The sequence below is a fragment of the Pyxidicoccus sp. M15 genome (assembly GCF_056858435.1).
The window spans coordinates 7,405,579-7,423,703 of record NZ_CM166495.1 but is presented as its reverse complement, the minus strand read 5'-3'; the positions used below and the strand labels follow the sequence as shown (position 1 = coordinate 7,423,703).

Annotated in this window: 10 protein-coding genes; 4 read left to right on the top strand and 6 right to left on the bottom strand. The window is 67.7% G+C overall.

Annotated features, from left to right (window positions below; genetic code table 11):
* Positions 1-329: 329 nt before the first annotated feature.
* The 6 genes from ACX9TP_RS27435 to drmD all read right to left on the bottom strand — a co-directional run bounded on the left by ACX9TP_RS27435 (position 330) and on the right by drmD (position 14,499).
* Positions 330-1,301, bottom strand: coding sequence for a hypothetical protein (locus ACX9TP_RS27435; protein ID WP_482973578.1), 972 nt, complete (start codon positions 1,299-1,301; stop codon positions 330-332).
* A gap of 228 nt (positions 1,302-1,529) precedes the next feature.
* Positions 1,530-2,216 (bottom strand): DISARM system phospholipase D-like protein DrmC, encoded by a 687-nt coding sequence (drmC, locus tag ACX9TP_RS27430; RefSeq protein ID WP_482973577.1) that lies wholly within the window; start codon positions 2,214-2,216, stop codon positions 1,530-1,532.
* The gene (gene drmB / locus ACX9TP_RS27425) at positions 2,207-4,054 is read right to left on the bottom strand and encodes a DrmB family protein (protein WP_482973576.1); all 1,848 of its coding nucleotides are present in this window, start codon (positions 4,052-4,054) and stop codon (positions 2,207-2,209) included. The genes drmC and drmB overlap by 10 nt, the downstream gene beginning before the upstream one ends.
* The gene (gene drmA, locus ACX9TP_RS27420) at positions 4,041-7,379 is read right to left on the bottom strand and encodes a DISARM system helicase DrmA (RefSeq protein ID WP_482973575.1); all 3,339 of its coding nucleotides are present in this window, start codon (positions 7,377-7,379) and stop codon (positions 4,041-4,043) included. Before drmA ends, drmB begins: the two co-directional genes overlap by 14 nt.
* A gap of 8 nt (positions 7,380-7,387) precedes the next feature.
* Positions 7,388-11,305, bottom strand: coding sequence for a DNA methyltransferase (locus tag ACX9TP_RS27415; RefSeq protein ID WP_482973574.1), 3,918 nt, complete (start codon positions 11,303-11,305; stop codon positions 7,388-7,390).
* Positions 11,305-14,499 carry a DISARM system SNF2-like helicase DrmD gene (drmD, locus tag ACX9TP_RS27410; RefSeq protein ID WP_482973573.1) on the bottom strand — a complete coding sequence of 1,065 codons (3,195 nt, stop codon included), beginning with the start codon at positions 14,497-14,499 and terminating at the stop codon, positions 11,305-11,307. The genes ACX9TP_RS27415 and drmD overlap by 1 nt, the downstream gene beginning before the upstream one ends.
* A 325-nt stretch (positions 14,500-14,824) precedes the next feature.
* Here drmD and ACX9TP_RS27405 point away from each other — a divergent pair, with 325 nt between their 5' ends.
* From ACX9TP_RS27405 to ACX9TP_RS27390, 4 genes are read left to right on the top strand one after another with little or no spacing between them, the layout of a single operon-like run.
* The gene (locus ACX9TP_RS27405; protein ID WP_482973572.1) at positions 14,825-15,397 is read left to right on the top strand and encodes a redoxin domain-containing protein; all 573 of its coding nucleotides are present in this window, start codon (positions 14,825-14,827) and stop codon (positions 15,395-15,397) included.
* Complete coding sequence (locus ACX9TP_RS27400; protein ID WP_482973571.1) at positions 15,394-15,996, top strand: DsbA family protein; 603 nt, start codon at positions 15,394-15,396, stop codon at positions 15,994-15,996. The genes ACX9TP_RS27405 and ACX9TP_RS27400 overlap by 4 nt, the downstream gene beginning before the upstream one ends.
* Positions 15,997-16,012: 16 nt before the next feature.
* Entirely contained in the window at positions 16,013-16,900 is an 888-nt protein-coding gene (locus ACX9TP_RS27395; RefSeq protein WP_482973570.1) for an aminotransferase class III-fold pyridoxal phosphate-dependent enzyme, read from the top strand.
* Between the two features lie 9 nt (positions 16,901-16,909).
* Positions 16,910-18,097 carry a potassium channel family protein gene (locus tag ACX9TP_RS27390; RefSeq protein WP_482973569.1) on the top strand — a complete coding sequence of 396 codons (1,188 nt, stop codon included), beginning with the start codon at positions 16,910-16,912 and terminating at the stop codon, positions 18,095-18,097.
* The last annotated feature ends 28 nt before the right edge of the window (positions 18,098-18,125 follow it).

Here is an 18,125-nt window from a genome sequence, read left to right as displayed (position 1 = left end):
GTTCCGCTGAAGCCGCGCACCGGGCCGGGGGGCAGGCCGGGCAGCCAGCCCCCGTTCCGCCGGGCTCGCTGGCGTCTTGCATCGGAGCGCGCTCTTGCTGAGCATCGGTCCGTGCCTTCAGCTCTCTTCACGTCGTCCTGCTGCGCGCACTCCTCCCGGGTGGGACGGCCTTGAGCGCGGGCACCGGTGCTCCGCAGGCTCGCGTCGAGGCCGACGTCTTCGCACGCACGCGCCTCCATCGGTGTCAGGGCCAACGGGCAGCTCAAGGTCGCCATCGCCGGCCTGGGGACGTCCCTCGCCCGGAGGCACGTCCGGCTCCGCGCTCAGGCTCACGCAGCGGACGCGTAGAGCTCGTCGAGGATTTCCGCCCGCGCCGGGTGCATGGCCCGGAACTCGGCCAACTCCTCATGCCCCGCATCCATGGCAATCATGTATCGCCGGTACGACTCGGCGAAGTCCTCGGTGTAGTTCCCGTCCTTCTCGAAGTCGGCCTTGGCGTAGTCGCTCACGTCGTTGCCGTCGGACTCCGCCGCCGTCTCCCACCCATCGGGAATGGGAGGCGTCTCACCGGACATGGACTCCTCGAACTTCGTGATGGAGTTGTCGGCGTTGTTCTCCGCCTGCCTGCCGAAGAGGTGGGCCAGCTCGTGGTGGAAGGTGCCTTCGTTCAGGTGCTTGCCGTCCTCGTAGAAGGTGATGGTCCCATCCCCCGCGCTCGCCGCCGCCGCTCCTCCCGTGGCCGTCGTAAAGCCCTTGTCCGGAGTCACCACGATCTTCTCGAGCGCGTCGCGCAGCCCGGGCGGGTTCTCGCTGAAGGAGTCGATGACCCGCGTGAGGAAGGGCTTCCGGTCGGTGGTCGTCCCATCCTGGAACTCCACGGTGAAGGACTCTTCACCGACGCGGACGGTGTACGTGTCCGGCCCGGAGGAGGACGTCTGCGTGATGGAGATCTGCTCCGTCTTCCCGTCGGAGTTGACGAAGTCGACCGGCTTTCCGTTGCCGGCAAGGGCCTCCGCCACCACGGCCTGCTGCTCCTCGGGCGGCTCCTCCTGCCGGAATTCCAAGGTGTTGGAGGGGTCCGCCTTCGCGAGCGGGTCCGCCTTCGTGCTCGGCTTCGCCGGGGCTGCCTCGAAGAGGCTGGCACCGCCAATCGTCCTCAGCGCCGCGTTTCGGGACGTGGTGAGGTCTCGCGTCGGCTCCGCCTCGGCACGTGCCGGGCTGGGGCTCTTCGACACCTGAGGCTGGGGCGCGGCGACGTTCGTCGAGAACTGCCGGATGCGGCTCTGGAGTATCGAAAGCATGGGGACTCTCCTTTCGCACCCGTACGCAGTTCGCCCGAAAATGGTTACATCATTCCACCCCGTCCCACGCCGTTCCCCGGTGTGCCGCCTCGAACCACGCTGGAGGGGCACACTGGGGGCACATGCGGCCGCCTGCCAGGGAACATGGCCCACGTTACGGGCAGGGCGCAGCCCCCAGAGACTCGTCACGGGACGCATTCACTGGACTCCATCCGGCGCCATGCCGAATCAGGCGACCCGTGAAAACCACTCCCCCGTGGAGAACTGGGCCTCCAGCACCGCGGCCAGGTGCGTGTCCTCCAGCAGCACGCCCACTTCGATGTTCCGTGTCTGTCCCCGGTTCGTGAAGTTCGCGGACGTCACGAAGACCCACCGTGCGTCCACCACGACGCATTTCGCATGCAGGCTGGCGAAGACACCCCTCCTGGGCGAGAAGCCGTGGCACTCCGGAAAGGGAGGACCGAAGGGCCAGTGCTCCCGCAGGAACGCCGAGGCCACCGGTGCGCTCGCATAGAGCCTGCAACTCACGCCTCGCTGGAGGGCTTCGTGCAGCGGCCCCAACACGTCCGCCGCGTGGTCGAACGTGAACCCGGCCACCAGCACCGTGCTCGTCGCCTTGTGGAACAGGTCCGCCAGCACCACCGCCGTGTCGCGAGCGCCGCTCCAGCGGGTCTCCGGCCCCGTCCAGACCAGCTCTGGCCGCCGGGCACCCGCGCGCCGCTCCACGAGCACCGTGTCCAGCAGCACCAGCGTTCCCTCCCGTCCCAGCGCGTTCAACGCCGCGACCTCCCCCGTCAGCCGCTCCAGCCCCTCTCCCTGGAGCGCCAGTCGGGACAACGGAAACCCGAGCCGCCGCGCGCCCACCACGGCCATCAGCCGCTCCAGGTCCAGCGTCGCCACGCCGCTCAGGTCCACGGCGTCTTCAGGAAGGCGACGTCCTCGTGGCCCAGCGTGGGCACGACGAGCGCGCGATCGAGGTACTGGTTGAAGCGCTCGCAGGAGCACTCGGGGAGGAAGAGGCACCCGTGGCACGCGGCGCCCTCCAGGTCGCGGTCGTCACGGCCCGTGGGTTCGTGATGCGCGCAGACGGGGTCGTTGGAGCAGAGGCGCGCGTCCTCCAGCGCCCGGGCAAGGTGCTGCCCCAGTCGCCGACCCTCCTCCACCAGGCCGCCCAGCGTGCCTTCCGCGCCCGTGGTGCCCGTCATCAACAGGATGCCCGCCATGGGGACGGCGTCGCTGTGCGGCGCGCAGTAGAGCCGCTCACGGATGGAGCTCGCGGGGTAGCCACACTCCAGCGCCACCTCCGTCATCAACAGGTGCGCCAGCGAATGGAGCAGATAGAGCCGAACGCCCGGGAAGGGGAGCTTCGAACCGGAGCCCTGCTTCCAGCGCTCATATCCAGCCCTGAGCACCTCCTCGCGCCGCAGCACGGGCTCGGACATCTCCCAGGCATGCACCTGCTGCTCGTCGAGCACCAGCAGCATGCCCTCGCCCTGCATCTCCGTGACGGGTACCCAGTCCCGGTGGAGCGACATCGGCGCGAGCGCCACGTCCAGGTCGTAGCGGCCCTGGAGGTCCTTCGACAGGGGCTCCAGCCGCGTGAAGCCGACCTGGGCCTGGACCTCCCGCAGCCGTCGCGCCAGCACCACGCGTTCGACCAGCGAGGGCAGCCCCTGGGGCCGAGCGATGCGTCGGGCCCAGAAGACCTCGGTGCGGTCCCGGGGCATCTCGCCAGGCTTCTCCTGTGGCTGCCCGAGGAACTGGAGCCACTCCGCGGTGCGGATCTCCGGGACAGCCTCGGGCGTGTGCTCGCGCTCCGCCGTGATGGCCGCCAGCACCTCCGCGTTGGAGGCGGAGCCGAGCGCCGCCTGCACCTGGGCAATGGTCCGGAAGGCGGGCAGGGTCTCCGCGGTGGCTGACTGGAGGATGCTCCACGCGGACTGCACCTTGCGCCGGAGCGACTCCGGTTCAGGGATGGTGATGGCGCTGGTGGTCTGCGCGAAGTAGCCGTTGCTGGCGGTGCGGACCAGCAGCCGCTGCTTCTCGTCGCAGCGCTCCCGCGCCTCCAATCCCAGCCAGGGCCGCTCCCCGTCGCAGTGGGCCTGCTGCTCCTTGTGTGTCATGTCAATGAGGCGCCTGCGCTTGCCGCACGTCGAGCACGCGACCTCGATGTCACTGAAGTCACCGCTCACGCCCTCCTCGAGCTTGAGCTGTGGGGCGTCGCAAGGCTTGCGCTCGTGCATCCACCAGGACCAGTCGATGTCCGACAGGTGCCCCCGCGGACAGGCCGCGACGAAGCGCACCGGCACGCAGCGCTCGGGCTTCGCGTCCACGCCCGCGCAGCGGTGACGGTACTCCTGGTTCACGCGCTCCAGGCTGTTGGCCCGCACCAGCGTGCGGCAGTGTGGGTTCTGGCAGACGAACCAGCGCGGAAACTCATACACCTGGATGCCGCAGGACTCTGTCGGCTCTCGCTCATCCCCAGCGGGGGGCTTGCGGAAGGGGGCCTCCTTGCTGAGCGGCCACTTGTTGCGGTGGTAGAGCGGTTCGACGATCTCCAGCAGCCGTGGCTCGTTGACCACCTCGCCCTGGCCCTTGAGACGCCAGAAGTCCAGGCCTCCCACGAGGACGGCGTCGTTCAGGAGGTCCAGCATGCTGCCCGGACCGAAGGTGGAGACCACCTGGCTCTGGCGCACGCGCCCATCCGGCGGCCGCGTCGAGCGGGCCCTGGTCCACTTCCTACGGTTCGTCATGCGCCACCTCCTCCGTCGCTGCCTTCGGGGCGCGGTAGCCGCCCAGCGGTTGACGTGAAATCCACAGGTGCACCGAGGACTCCACGTCGCGCATGGAGGTGGGCGCCTCGAACTTGAGCTCGTCCTGGGTGAGGTTGTCGGTGGGGTCCAGGAAGCCGCGCAGCAGGGGCTTGAGGCCCTTTCCCTCCGGGTCGTAGGGCGAGTACGCGCGCTGGGCTGCGTCCTTCTTCGCCTGCTCGATGATGTTGCGCCACGAGTCGAGCAGGCTCCGCGCGCGCTGCATCACGATGCCGCTGGCGCGCTCCGACTCCTCCTTGGGCAGACCGCGTCCAGCGCGCTTCGCCAGCGTTTCGAGCTTTTGTTCCAGCGCGTCCCGGTGCGCCTGCAGCGACTTCCACTCCAGGGGTGCGGTCATGGCGGTGTCCAGCAGTCGGCCCAGCGCCACCACCACGCCCGCGAGCCCCCGGTCGAGCGCCGGTGCGGAGAAGGGCGTCACCGAGGTGGCTTCGACGAAGCGATAGAACGACTCGTGGTACGTCGCGAAGCGCTCGTAGTGGCTTCGGTCGCGGGGCTTGGCCGCGTTGAGGCACGTCACCACGAGGCCGGGCTTGTTCATCTTGCGGCCCACGCGGCTGGATGCCTGGATGTACTCGCTGGTCGTCTTGGGCTGCCCCGCCACGACCATGAGCCCCAACCGGTCGATGTCCACGCCGACGGAGATCATGTTGCTGGCGAGCACGACGTCGATGCTCTGGGGCTGACCGTGCGTGAGCTCCAGGCGGCTCTTCGATGCCTTGATGTCAGCGGTCTTCTCCCGGCTGGTCAGCTCGATGGGCTCGCCGCGGATGGTCCTGCCCTGGTACCAGGGATGCTCGGCCTCTCTGTCGAAGTCCTCCGGACGACGGCGGGCGCGGTCCATCACCAGTCGGCGCACCTCGTCCTCGACCAGCCGGCGCATGCCGCCCAGTTCGCGCAGGCTGTTGAAGTAGCCGACGAGCGTCAGGTACGGGTCTGCGCTCACGGCGCCGTGAAGTTGTCCGCCGCGCGCGGCGGCGGCGAGCAGGCTGACATAGACGCGCAGCAGGATGGCCTTCATGGGCCGCCCGGGTGCCGCCACGCCCACGTATTGGCGCGCGCCCTTCTTGCCCACGGAGGCGAAGAACGTCTCGGAGGCATCCACGCCGGGCGGAGGGAAGAGCGCCACGTCCCGTCCATAGAGGCGACTCACCTGTTGCCGGGAGCGGCGGACGGTGGCGGTGGACGCCACCAGCTTCGCCCGGGGCGCGAGCGTCAGGACGGCGCCTTCGTAGAGGCCCACCATGGAGCCCAGCGGGCCGGAGATGAGGTGCAGCTCGTCCTGCACGATGAGCTCCGGGGGAAGCAGCCCCTTCGGGAGCGTCACGAGCGCCGCCTTCACGTCCGCGGCATCGTCGCACGGGCCGACGAAGCGCTTCCCGGTGCGGCCCAGGGCGCGGCCGAAGAGCAATCCCGTCTCTCCGCGCCACGGCAGCATGGCGAACTTGTCCACGGTGGCGACGAGGAAGCAGGGCAGCTCGCGGTAGATCTGCTCGTCGACGAAGAGGACGGGGATCCCTTCGGGGTTGCGGCCCAGGTTGAAGGCGCATGCGATGTTCGCGCAGCCGACGAGCACCTCCTCCGGCTTGGACTTGGAGGGCCGGAGGATGAAGCACTCCCGTTCGAAGGGCGTGGCGCACCAGGGGCAGGTGGCGAGAGGGAATGGCGATTGCGCGCGGGCGCTGTTGTCGTTCTTGTATTCGGTGATCTGCGTGGACGCCTGCTCCAGCGTGTTGGCGGTGGCGGAGCGGCCGACCCACAGTCCGATGGAGAAGCGCACGGCTCCCAGGCGTTTCGGCTCTTGCTGGCGGAGCACTTCGAGCGCGCAGATGAGTGTCGCGGCGCGACCGAGCTGGTCGAGTGTGAGCAGCCGCAGCGTGTAGCGCAGCAGCACGGCCACGCCCAGGCCGCCGTGGAGGTGGGCCTGACCTCGGAGGCGGCGCAGGAGGAGGGTGAAGGCAATGAGTCCCAGGTAGGCCTGCGTCTTTCCGCCGCCGGTGGGGAAGAAGATGAGCTCCACGAGCTCACGGTCCGCGTGGCCTTCGTGCTCGACGGAGGGGAGGTTGAGCAGGATGAAGGCGAGTTGGAAGAGACGCCATCTGGGCGCTTCTTCCTGCCGTACCTTGCGTTCCGCTTGGGCCATGACGCTGTTCATCCAGCGGAAGGCGTCGAAGGCGAGAGGTTCCCGAGCCAGGAGTTGGATGCCCTCCTCGATGCGATCGGCCGCGCGTCGAGCCCTGCGGATGAGCTCATCCCGTGTCTCCTCGCGGCGTTCGCTGCCCACGGCGACAGTGGCCTGGGTGGCCACCCATTCACGGTAGGCCCGCACCAGGGGGAGCAGTGCCGCTACGGCCTCTGATGGGGTCGTGAACGCGGCGAGCTGCTCCATTCCTACCGTGACTTCTTCAATCTGGCGCGCTTCGACGGGGAGCACCTCGACGCGGGGCAGCCAGTCCGTTTCCACGCGGGTGACGGGCACGGAGGTGGAGGGGACACGCACGGAGATGCCATGGCCCACGGCCCACCGCTGGCGGTCGCGGAACTGGAGGTCGTTGACGCGGTCGTCGTCATCCTCGCTCCTGGCGTCGCTGGAGTCCTGTCGGCTGACGAAGCCCTGAGCGCATTCCAGGGCGAGGTGGGTCTGGAAGGCATAGGCCTCGTCCCGGTCGACGGCGGTGCTGATGGGCGGGCGCGCGTTGACGAGGAAGATGGCGACCGCGAGTTCGCCTTCGCGCGTCTTCTCCACATGGCCTTCCAGGCGCAGGCCCCGGCTGTCCTGGAGGTACACGCCTTCGCGCAGCACCGAGTCGTTCAGGGATAGGGTGACGGTGCGTTGGTGGAAGGTGCGGCTCCACGGCTTGCGTCCCTCTGCGTCGAGGCGCTGGTAGTCGGCCCAGCAGACATGGGCGGTGAGCTGGGACGTGCCCGCGGGGACGAAGACGGACAGGCCCATGGAGGCGGGCAGGCGGCGCACCTTCTTGGCGCTCGGGTCGGGGCGGGAGGCTTCCTCGTTGTCCTCGTCATTGCCCGCGGCCAGGTCGTCTTCCTCGTCGTCGGGGTCGTCCTCGATGACGCCCTGGTCGAGCGGGACGAGGAATCCCGTCAGGTACCAACGGGACGGCGGATTGCGGAGCACTTCCGGGGCGTCCGAGACAGGAGCGCCTGGAGGCTTGTGGAAGGGACCGACGAGGTCCGCTTCGAGCGCATCGATGAGGTGGGAGCGGACCGCTCCCGTGTCAGGGACATCCATGGGAGAGCTCAGGCGGTCTGGGCGCGGGACTTCGAGGGACGGCGGACGGAGGGGTGGGCTTCCTCGTGGGCACGCTGGGCGTTCAGGTCGAACAGGCGGTCGAGAACTTCGTCCTCGAAGGTTTCGAGCTGTTTGGTGGTGGCGCCGCAGTACGGAGGGGCGTGGATGTCCTTCCTGCCGTAGGCGTCCAGGACGGCCTGGTCCACGGCCACGTGCAGGTCCCGCAGACGCTGCGTCGCTGTGTCGGTGACGGACTTGTCCTTGAGCCGGTTGTACGTCGTCGTCAGGCCGATGTTGTGGGCCTGCATGTACTGGCTGCGCTCAAGATGGAGTCGCTTGCCTAAGGCATTGAGCCCTGATGCATTGCCTAGAACAGGGAAAGGAAAGGTCTCGAAGCAGTCGCTGGGGGTGTAACGAAGTCGGTCTTCGAGGGATGACGACAGCAGTCGCGCCCAAACCTCGTGCACGCGTGACTGCAGCGCCGTCAACCAGTGGTCTTGTTCCACTGGAATGACAACGACGCCCTCACTGAAGATCGTAGAGGACTGCTGCCAGGAGAACATCAGGTGCTTCGAGACTCGAGATGTCGTGAGGCAACGGCTTAGCGGGCAAAGTGCTTCCTGGAGCTCAATGCGCTTCTCGCCAAACTGCCACCACCACTTGCGGTAGCTTTCCCTATTGTTCTTGTCGCGTTCAGGCTTTACCGAGTCTCGCACGATGCGGATGAGGTCAGGCCAACGTTCAGCTTCTTTTAAATCCATCTGCCCGAAATTGATGACATGCCTTTCGAGTTCTGGGCTCGGGTCGGAGTTGAGTTCCTCGCCACCCACATAGCGAAAGATGCGCTCCGCATTCTTGGATGAATCTGCGACAAGGGCTGAGCGTTGCTCGGGGTTTAGCACGAACCCCATTCCAAGGACGATGCATCCCTGGAAGCTCTTCCCCGTGTTGGCGGTAAGTGCCACGGGATCTGCTCGCTCGGGTTTTCCTCTCAGTCGAGAGTTGAGGTGTTTCACGGGCAGCCGATCGAGGCGAGGCTCCAACTTCAAGTCTGAGACGTGGCCCTTTGCCAGATGCACCACGGACACAGAGACGTTGGCGCCAGCCACCGGCCACTTCATGGAGCGCACGGCGTCGTAGAGGTGGCCGCCGTGGTCCACCAGGCACTTCAGTCCCGTGGCTCTCGTGTCCCCCTGCGCGATGGTATTGGTGGCGATGAATCCGAAGCTGCCGTGCTGCCCCAGCAGGTGGAACGCACGGCGGAAGAAGTGCGCGGAGAGATCCGCGTTGCCGTGCGCTCCCTCATGAACCGCCTGGAGCCAAGGGAGGTAGTTCTCTCCGCCCGTCTCGATGATGGCGTTCTTCCCCGCGAACGGCGGGTTCCCCACGAACCCATCGATCCATGCAGCCTTGTTGGGCTGCTCGTTGTCGAGCGGATCCGGCCGGCTCCCGTGGAAAACCTCCGGGAACTCCAGCGGCCAGTGGAACGTCCATGGCGGCGCGGAGAACGCCGCGATGTCCGCCGGCATGGGAGGCGGAACCCCATTCTTCGCCTTGGACAGCCACACCCCAATCCGGTCCAACCGGCGGACGCGCTCCTTCTCCCGCTCTTTGTCCGAGCCATGGGCGAAGAACGCCCCGACGCACGCGTTGGCGATCGTCTTGATGTCCTCCAACGCCGCGTCCGCGTCGCGGAGAAGACCCTCCTTCACCCGGCCGGGATCCAGGTCCAGTTGCAGCGGCTTGCGCTTCGGCCCTTCCAGGTCGAGCGCGAGCTGGAGGATCTCCTCGCGCTTCTCCAGCGAGCTCTTCAGCGCCTTCGAGATGAACGCCCAGGACAGTTCCGACTGCTTCTTGCTGGCCGGGTCCCAGTGGAACGCTCGAAGCTGATCCAGGTCGAGCCCGACCAGCGAATCCCCGCACTTGAGCGCATGGTCCAGGAATGTGAAGGGCTCCGTCTTCGCCAACGTCACGAGCCACAGCGACAGCTTCGCGAGCTTAACGGCCCATGGATTCTTGTCCACGCCGTACAGGCATCGCTGGGCCACCAGCCGGCGTGCCCGCATCAGCTCGTCCTCGTGCTTGTCATGCTTCAGCACGCCCTCACGTGTCCAGGCGGCGACAACCTGGTCCGCGAGAAAGCGGCAGGACTCCACCAGGAACGCACCCGACCCCATGGCCGGGTCGCAGATCTTCAGGTTGAGGAGTCTTTCTGAAGACGGCTGCGGCCCCATCGTCTTGAGCAAAGGCTCCAGAGCCCGGCGGACGATGGGCGCTGACAGACTTCGAGGCGTGTAGTGGCTGCTGGTCCGTCGCCGCTCGTCGCCAGGCTGGAGCACCAACTGGGATGCTCGCCGTGTCTCGGTCCCCTTCACGAGGTACGGCTCCAGCGCGGTAAGAACCATCTGCTGCGTGGAGGCCTGCTCCAGCGCCTTCGACAGGCCTTTCACTGCCTTCGCGTCGAGGCCCGCCTCTTCTTCCAGCCATGCCGCACGCCGCTTCGCGGGCTGGGCCAGCACCTCGTCCACGGAGACCCATACCTTCGAGGGCTTGAGGCAGATTCCAGCACCGGTCAGGCGCTTCACGTGGAAGCCCATCAGTCCCTCGTACACGGAGCCAATCTGCTCCACGTCGAGCGACTTGAAGCTCAGTCGCTGTCCCTTGAGGAAGATGAGCCGTTCCAGGACCTGGAGGACCGTCGCGTCATCAATGGGAGGCACCCGCGCATCCGTGCCCGCATCGGCGGAACTCGCGCTTCCCAGGAAAGGGAACGTGTCAGGGTCGAAGAGCTGTCCGCGCCGTGCCGGCATTCGCAGCTTGTCGTGCGAGGCTCCCAGGTAGATGCACCGGAAGAGCGCCAGCAACCGTGGCCACGCACCGAACCGCCGGTTCATCGAATCGGGGTATTGGCTGGAGTCCTCGACGAGTTGCGCGTGAAGTGCCTTCACCGACAGGTCATCGCGGTAGGGCTCCTGGTCCACGGGAAGCAGACCCTGGTCTTCCGCGTAGAGGATGAAGACGAGCCGCAAGAGCGTGGAGAGGAGTCCGCCGTAGACATGGTCCTCACCTCGTGAGAACGCTTCGTCCAGGGAACGAGAGCCATCTCGCTCAGCGGCCGTCTCGAAGCCCGTGAGGAGGATGCCGAGCGCTTCCAGTACCTGGTCGGCCAGTTCGTCGGTGACATCCGCCTGCCGGAGGCGCGACTGCTCCAAGAGCGCGGGAAGCTGATACTCGGGCAGCACGCCGAAGAAGCGGCGCGCGTGCAGGAGCATCACCATCGCGTCGAACAGTGGCCGCCCGCTGGCGGTGACGATGTCCTTGAACCGGAAGGTGATGTGCCCTGACGTCTCTCCGTGGGGCGCATAGAGCAGGCGCACGGAGTCCTCATTGAACAGCAGGCCGATGGGGACACGGGCCGCGCGCAGCAGGCGGTCGAACTTGGCGGTTGGCTCGTAGAACCATGCGCCCGTGGTGTCTTCCTTCTTGTCCAGGTCCAACCCGGCCGGCAGTTCCCAGGTCAGGAGCGCGAAGCCTTCCGCGGCGCGGCTGATGGGCGTGGAATCATCCGGCAACCCTTCCGGCTTCGCGGGAGGAGGCCCTCGTCGCAACAGCCCCCGCGTGGGCTTGATCGTCTGTTGCCCCTCCGCGATGTCGAGCTGGAGGTCCTCCGGAAACACCGTGGTGAAATCATCCTCGGTGTAGCCCAGCACCTCCCGGAGGAAGCGCGGGACATCCGTCACGCGAGGTGACTCCCGGCCCGCCAGCAGGACGAACCGCGACTGCGCGGACACCGGCAGGCGCTGCATGCACTGCGCGTCCTCGAGGACCGGGATGGAAACCACCAGTCCTTCGATGGGCTGTGCCATCCCCATCCATGTCTGGTGATAGCGACGCTCGACGTCTCCGCCAAAGTTCTGTCCGTTCATCAGCGCGCCCCCGGCCACAGGTAGACCATGCCCACGGGCACCAGGCGGGCGACCCGCACGGCGTAGGTGGCCTTCAAGAATTCGGGTTGTTCGACGAGCTCCCTTTCGAGCGCGGTCAATCGCTGCTCGAGATGGACCTTGTCCCTCCTCCACTGGTCCTGCTCCGCCCGGGCGTCGAGCTTGAGCTCGAGCTGCGCGCCCAATGCCTCCTGGATGGCCTCCCGCTGCGTCATGAGAATCTGAGTCAGCGCCTTGGCTTCGGACGCCCCCCGCGCCGCCAGCTTCTTGCGAGCATCCTGCTCCCGCACCGAGGCCTGTTCCTCGATGGCGGACCAGAGCTTCGAGAAATCGGACTCGACACTGGCCAACAGCCGTTTCTGGACGGCCTTCGGTGTCGCGGAGAGCGCGGGCGCTTCCGCCAGCGTGGTCTCCAGTTGGTCTATCGCCTTGCGGTCCGCCTCGTCCGCGAAGGGCTTCAGGTGCCCGCGGCCGCCGCCGTCCAGCCACCTTGCCGAAACAGAGACCACCTCGTCATGGAGCCGTGCGGCGCCCTCGCCAAAGAGCGACAACCGGCCGAAGACGACGACGCGCGCCACTGCGTCGCGCTGGGTCTGGACCACCGTGACACGGCTCAGGTCGTTCGCGGAGAACCCCTGCGCCAGGAACCGCTGGAGCACCCGCTGGACGAGCGGATGGGACAGGTGCAGGTGGACGAGCTTGCTGGAGACGCCCGGAGGTGCCTCGAAGACGACGGGAGACAGGGGGCGCTTGCGCCACTCCCATGCTGCCTCGTCGTGCTCTCGGCGCGGACGAATGGAATCCAGGGTCGTGCTCCACGAAGCGGGAAGGGTGGGGACCTTCCAGGCCTCCAGCGTCCGGCCCTCTTCCGTGAGGGACTCCCGCTCCAACCGGCCCGCGCCGGCCAGCTCGAACCCCACGTCCAGCGCATCGCGCAGCAGGGCGGGATTGAAATCCATCACCTTGCCGCTGCGCTCGCGGAGCTCTCCAATCGCATCCAGCTCCTTGCGCAGGGATTGGAGCGTGCGCTGGGACTCCAATTCCCGCTTCGTCACCTCCGTGCGGGAGGAGGTCGCGGCACGGGAGAGGCTCTCCAGCGTGCCCTTCGTGATGCCCGAGACGAGGGCATCGTGCATCTGGTCCATCAGCACGCAGCCCAGGCTGCCCAGCTCGCGCGTGATGGTCTCTACCTTGCGCGCGAGGGTGTCGAGCACCGCATCCTCGGCGCGCTGGCCGTAGACGAAGTAGCCGCAGCGCACGGCGGGCGCGGGTTGCAGGGCCCGGTCGATGCGACCGTTGCGCTGCTCCATGCGCGAGGGATTCCACGGAATGTCGAAGTGGAACAGGTCCGCGCAGTGTCCCTGCAGGTTGATGCCTTCGCGCGCGGCGTCAGTCGCGAGGAGGACCCGCACGGGGAACTCCTCCATCGAGCCGTTGAAGGCGGCCTGCACCTCCGCGCGCTTCACGTCATCGATGCCGCCCGTCAGCGTGAGGATGCGCTCATCGCCCCGTTGGGTCCCCTCGAAGGCGGCGGTGAGCTGCTCCTTGAGGTAGCGGAGCGTGTCGCCATACTCGGTAAAAACGATGACCCGGCGGGGCTTCCATGCGGCGCCTCGGGTGAGCGGGCATTGGTGCTCGCGAATCCAGTGGAGCAGGGCCCGCAGCTTCGCGTCCCGGGCAGCGCGGTGCCGGGCGCTCAGCTTGAGCATGTCATCCAGGAGCTTGCGCGCCTGGACGCTGGCGGACAGCTCCTGACTGTGCTCGCGGATGGTCTCCGCGAACGACAGCTCGAGTGTGTCGTCCGTCTCGCCGTGCTCCTCGGACTCAGGAGCCGTGTCGCCGGTGAGCGCTCCGCCGTCGGGAGCCATCGCCCCCGCGCCGAAGGCCGCCGCGTGGACGGAGAGGGTGCGGTGGAACGCCTCGATGCTGGAGAGGAGGCGCTTCTGGAGGTTGATGAAGACCAGGCGCCCCTGCTTCGTCCCGGGCGCCATGAGCTCCGTGTAGCGCGCGAGCTTCTGGGACAGCTCCAGTTCCGGAGCGGAGGCTTCGCCCAGATCGACACGCTGCTCGACGGTCTTTCCGTCCGGGGCGAGCCATTCGGCGTGCCAGCGTCCCGAGTCATGCGTCAGCCGCACGCCCACCACGTGCCGCTCGGGGTAGCGCTGTGAACTGCCCAGGGCGCGAAGGTCGCCCTTGAGCCGGCGCACCATGACGGGAGCCAGCTGTGATTCGCGGACGCGGGTGCCCCGCGTGAAGCGCTGTGGGTCCAACATCTCGAGCAGCGCGGAGAAGCTGTTGGAGTGGCCGTTGTGGGGTGTAGCGGAGAGGAAGAGCCGGTGCTCGAAGCGCTCCGCCAGTGAGCGGATGCTGCGAGTGGTCTCCGTGTCGATGGCGTACCGGCTGGCCGATGCGGGCGCGACGACGTGCGCCTCGTCGAGCACCAACAAGGACTTGTGGGGACCCTTCTCCTCCAGGAGGGTCTTCAGCGGCTCGAAGTATTCGCTGCGCCGCAGCGTCTGGTACGACACGATGAAGCGTGAGTGCGTGGCCCAGACTGGGACCTGGAAGCCGCGCTCCTGACGGCGGCGGGAGACGAACTCGCTGTTGAAGATTTCGAAGCGCAGACCGAAGCGCTTCTCCATCTCATCGCGCCACTGGAGCGTCACCGACGCCGGGCAGACGATGAGGACGCGGTCCACGCGCTGGCGGAGGATGAGCTCCTGCAACACCAGCCCCGCCTCGATGGTCTTTCCGAGACCTACGTCGTCGGCGATGAAGAGATTCACCCGAGGCAACTCGAGCGCCTTCTTGAGAGGCGTGAGCTGGTGATTCATCAAGTGGATGCCCGCGCGGAACGGCGCCTGGAAGAGCCGGGCGTCAGTGGCGGTGACGGAGCTCCACTTGAGCGCGTGCAGATACGCGGCGAAGTGACGGGGCTCGTCGAAACGCTCAGGCGATCCCAAGCCACCCTGTTCGGGTCGGATGACCTGAGCGGCGAGTTCACGCTCCCACAAGACAGACAGGGGGCGACCCTGCGCGTCATCATCGAGACACGTGAGACGAACGAGGGTGTGTTGCTCCCGGACATCCGAAGGAGCGATGACCTCGTTGACCAGATACTGACGGTGTCGGACCTGCGCGATATCACCCGCGCACGGCATGGGAGCGGTGGGCACGGGAGCAACGTGCCGCTACAGGCATGTAGCGGGCCATCACCCTTGAGAGGTATAGCGGATTGGGCCGGGCTGAGGCACCGGCGGGCCATGACCTGCGCCGCACCATGAGAGGCCCTCTGCGCCGAGGTGGCGAAGCTCCAAGTGCAGCGGCATGAGCGCGGCCAACTCGCCCGGCTGCCCCTGGCGGTGAGGTGAGCCGCGCCTCTCTCTCCTCCGTGAGGGGGCCGGGGGGAGGGGGAGCGCGTACCTCCTCCTCTCCTCATGGCAGAGGGGTGGGCGGTGGCCCCCCGCGTGGCCAATATCGTGGCGAAAGGGGCTTCTCCCCATGGCCACACTTGCTCCTGCTCCTCCAGCTTCGGGCGTCCTTGCGCACGGTCTGCCAGCCGGTGCGCGCGCACCCGAGCTGGACCTTCCATCCACCCCTGATGGGCGACGGGTCAAGCTCTCGGACCAGGAGGGCTCCCCCGCCGTCCTCGTCTTCTACCCGGGGGACTTCACCCCTGTCTGCACCAACGAGCTGGGGCTCTTCAACGAGCTGATGCCCGTGTTCGGCCAGTTCGGCGCGAAGGTGTTCGGCATCTCGTGCGACTCCCTCTGGAGCCACATCGCCTTCGCCAAGGAGCTCCACATCCAGATTCCGCTCCTCTCCGACTTCCATCCGAAGGGAGAGGTCTCGCGCCGCTACAACATCTACCGGGAGGACGTCGGCATCTGCGAGCGAGCGCTCTACGTCATCGACGGCAAGGGCGTCATCTACTGGAGCTACGTCTCGCCCATCGAGCTCAACCCTGGCGCGGACGGCGTCATCGACGCGCTCGAGCGGCTGACCGGCAAGCAGATGGAGTTCCCCACCTTCCAGCCACAGCAGCAGCCACCTCAGCCGGAGGCCCGGACATGAGCAGACTTCGCAGAGGCGTGGACGCCAATGACTGGGCGAAGGGGCCGGCCGATGCCCCCGTCACCCTCCTGGAGTACGGCGACTTCGAGTGTCCCTTCTGTGGGCGCGCCTCCTGGGAGCTGAAGCGGCTCGAGAGCGCTGTCGGAGACCGGGTCCGCTTCGTCTTCCGCCACTTCCCCCTCTCCCAGCTTCACCCGCACGCGCTGCTGGCCGCGGAGGCCGCGGAGGCCGCCGGCGCGCAGGGAAGGTTCTGGGAGATGTACGAGATGCTCTTCCAGAACCAGCAGAACCTGGAGGCTCCCGCGCTGCTGACGTACGCGGCCGACCTGGGGCTCGACATGGGCCGCTTCACTCGCGACCTCCAGGAGCACCGCTCCCTGCCGAAGGTCCAGCGCGACTTCCTCGAGGGCGTGCGCAGTGGCGTGAACGGCACCCCGACCTTCTTCATCAACGGGGAGCGCCACAACGGCGCCTACACGGCTGAAGCGCTGCTCGCCGCCATCGAGCAGCGGGTGGGGCCCGACATCGAGCCGATGACGGGGCTTCCCTGGGAAGGCGACCGCGTGCCGCGCATGGGCCGGCCCCAGTCGCGCATGTAGGGCGCAGGGGCTCTCCGTGACGGCATCGCGACGAGAGTCCTCGGGGGCGAGCGCGAGCGTGAAGCGCGCGGACCAGCGGTACATGGGCCGCGGCTCCCCGCCGCACGACGTCCAGTTCGTCGGCGCCCGGGGCAGCTACGTCCAGGGGGCGGACGGGCGCCGCTACGTGGACTTCATCACCGGCTGGTGCGTGGGCAACCTCGGCTGGGACGTGCGGGAAATCCGCGCGCGCCTGCGCCGCTTCGACGGCCCCGACTACGTCCACCCCTCCTACCTGTATGGGCCATGGACGGAGCTGGCGCAGCAGCTGGCGGACATCACCCCGGGCCGTCTGCAGAAGAGCTACCGGGCCACCGGTGGCACCGAGGCGGTGGAGATTGCCCTCCAACTGGCCATGGCCTCCACCGGCCGCTCGAAGTTCGTGTCCATCGAGGACAGCTACCACGGCAACTCCCTGGGCACGATGAGCGTGGGTGCCTCCGAGTACCGGGAGAACCTGCCCAACCTGCTGCGCGGCTGCCTCAAGGTGAAGCGCCCCCTGGACGCCAACGCGGTGGACCACGTACGGCTGGCACCCGCTCAGCGTGGAGGCGGCGCTCGCCAACCTCGCGTACCTGCGCGCGCACCAGGCGCACCTGCTGAAGAACGTGGCGGAGCGCAGCGAGGACTTCCGCTCCCGGCTCCACCAGATGGACTTCGGCTCCCCGTGGACATCCGCGTCACCGGCCTCGCCATCGGTCTGGAGTTCGAGGATGGGGCCTACGCCGGTGCGCTGGCCGGCCGCTGCCGGAGGGCGGGGCTCATCCTCGGCATCGACGACGACACTCTCACCCTCTTCCCCGCGCTCAACATCTCCAGGAGGACCGTGCACGAGGGCCTGGACATCCTCGAGCGCTGTCTCTGAGGGACGCACATGCACGGCTGGCTGGAACAGACAAGTGGCCTCCTGCTGCTCGCGCTGGTGCTGCTGGACGTGTTCCTCACCGTGCTCTACGCGCGGCTGGGCACGGGAATCCTGGCGCCGCGGATTTCACAGGGGGTCTGGCGGCTCTTCCTCTGGGCGTCCCGGCCCCTGGGCAGGCGGCGTCGCGTCGCCATGTCCTTCTGCGGGCCGGTCATCGTCGGGGTGCTGGTGGTGACGTGGGCCTTGGGGCTGACGCTCGGAACGGCGCTGGTCATCCACCCGGTGCTCGGCACGGCGGTCCGCGCCAACAGCGGACCGACTCCCACCGACTTCCTCACCGCCATGTACGTCGGCGGCAACAGCGTCTCCATCGTGGGGGGTGGCAACTTCTCCCCGCAGACGGGGGCCTTCAAGCTCTTCTTCCTGTTCAACTCGCTGCTGGGCTTGTCGGTGGTGTCGCTCACGCTGACGTACCTGATGCAAATCTACTCCGCGCTCCAGCGACGCAACGCGCTCGGGCTCCGCGTCTACCTCTTCTCCGCGCAGCGCGAGGACGCCGCGGAGCTCATCGCCCGGCTCGGCCCGCGGGGGCAGTTCCAAGGCGGCTACTCCAACCTGTCGGAGCTGGCCGGCGCGGTCGCCGAGATGAAGGAGACCCACCACTTCTACCCGGTGCTCTTCTACTTCCGCTTCCCCGTGACGTACTACTCGGTGTCCTCCATCAGCACGGTGAGCCTGGACGCCGTGTCGCTCATCCTCAGCGCGCTGGACGAGCGGGAGTATGGCTGGCTGCAGGAGTCGGGCGCGGTGGCGGAGCTGTGGGCGGCGTCCAGGCTCGCCATCACCTCCCTGGCTGCAACCTTCCTGTCGGAGGGAGCTGCCCATCCGGGGCCGCCGAGCGCGGAGGCGAAGGAGCGCTGGCGCCAGCGCTACGGCGTCGCGCTCCGCCGGCTGCAGCAGGCCGGCATCCAGACCGTCGCCGACGAGCAGGAGGGGGCCCGTCACTACGTCGCGCTGCGCGCAGAGTGGGACGGCGTGGTGGGACAGCTCGCGTCCGCCCTGGCCTACACGCGGGAGGAAATCGACCCGGCGGGCACGCACCCGGAGCGGACGGTGAAGGGGCCCCCGCCGACGACGGCGCTGGCGCGCGAGCCCTTCCCGGAGGGGCCCCAGGAGGGCCCCGGTCCCCTGCACTAGTCCGCAGACAGCCGACGTCAGGGCAGGC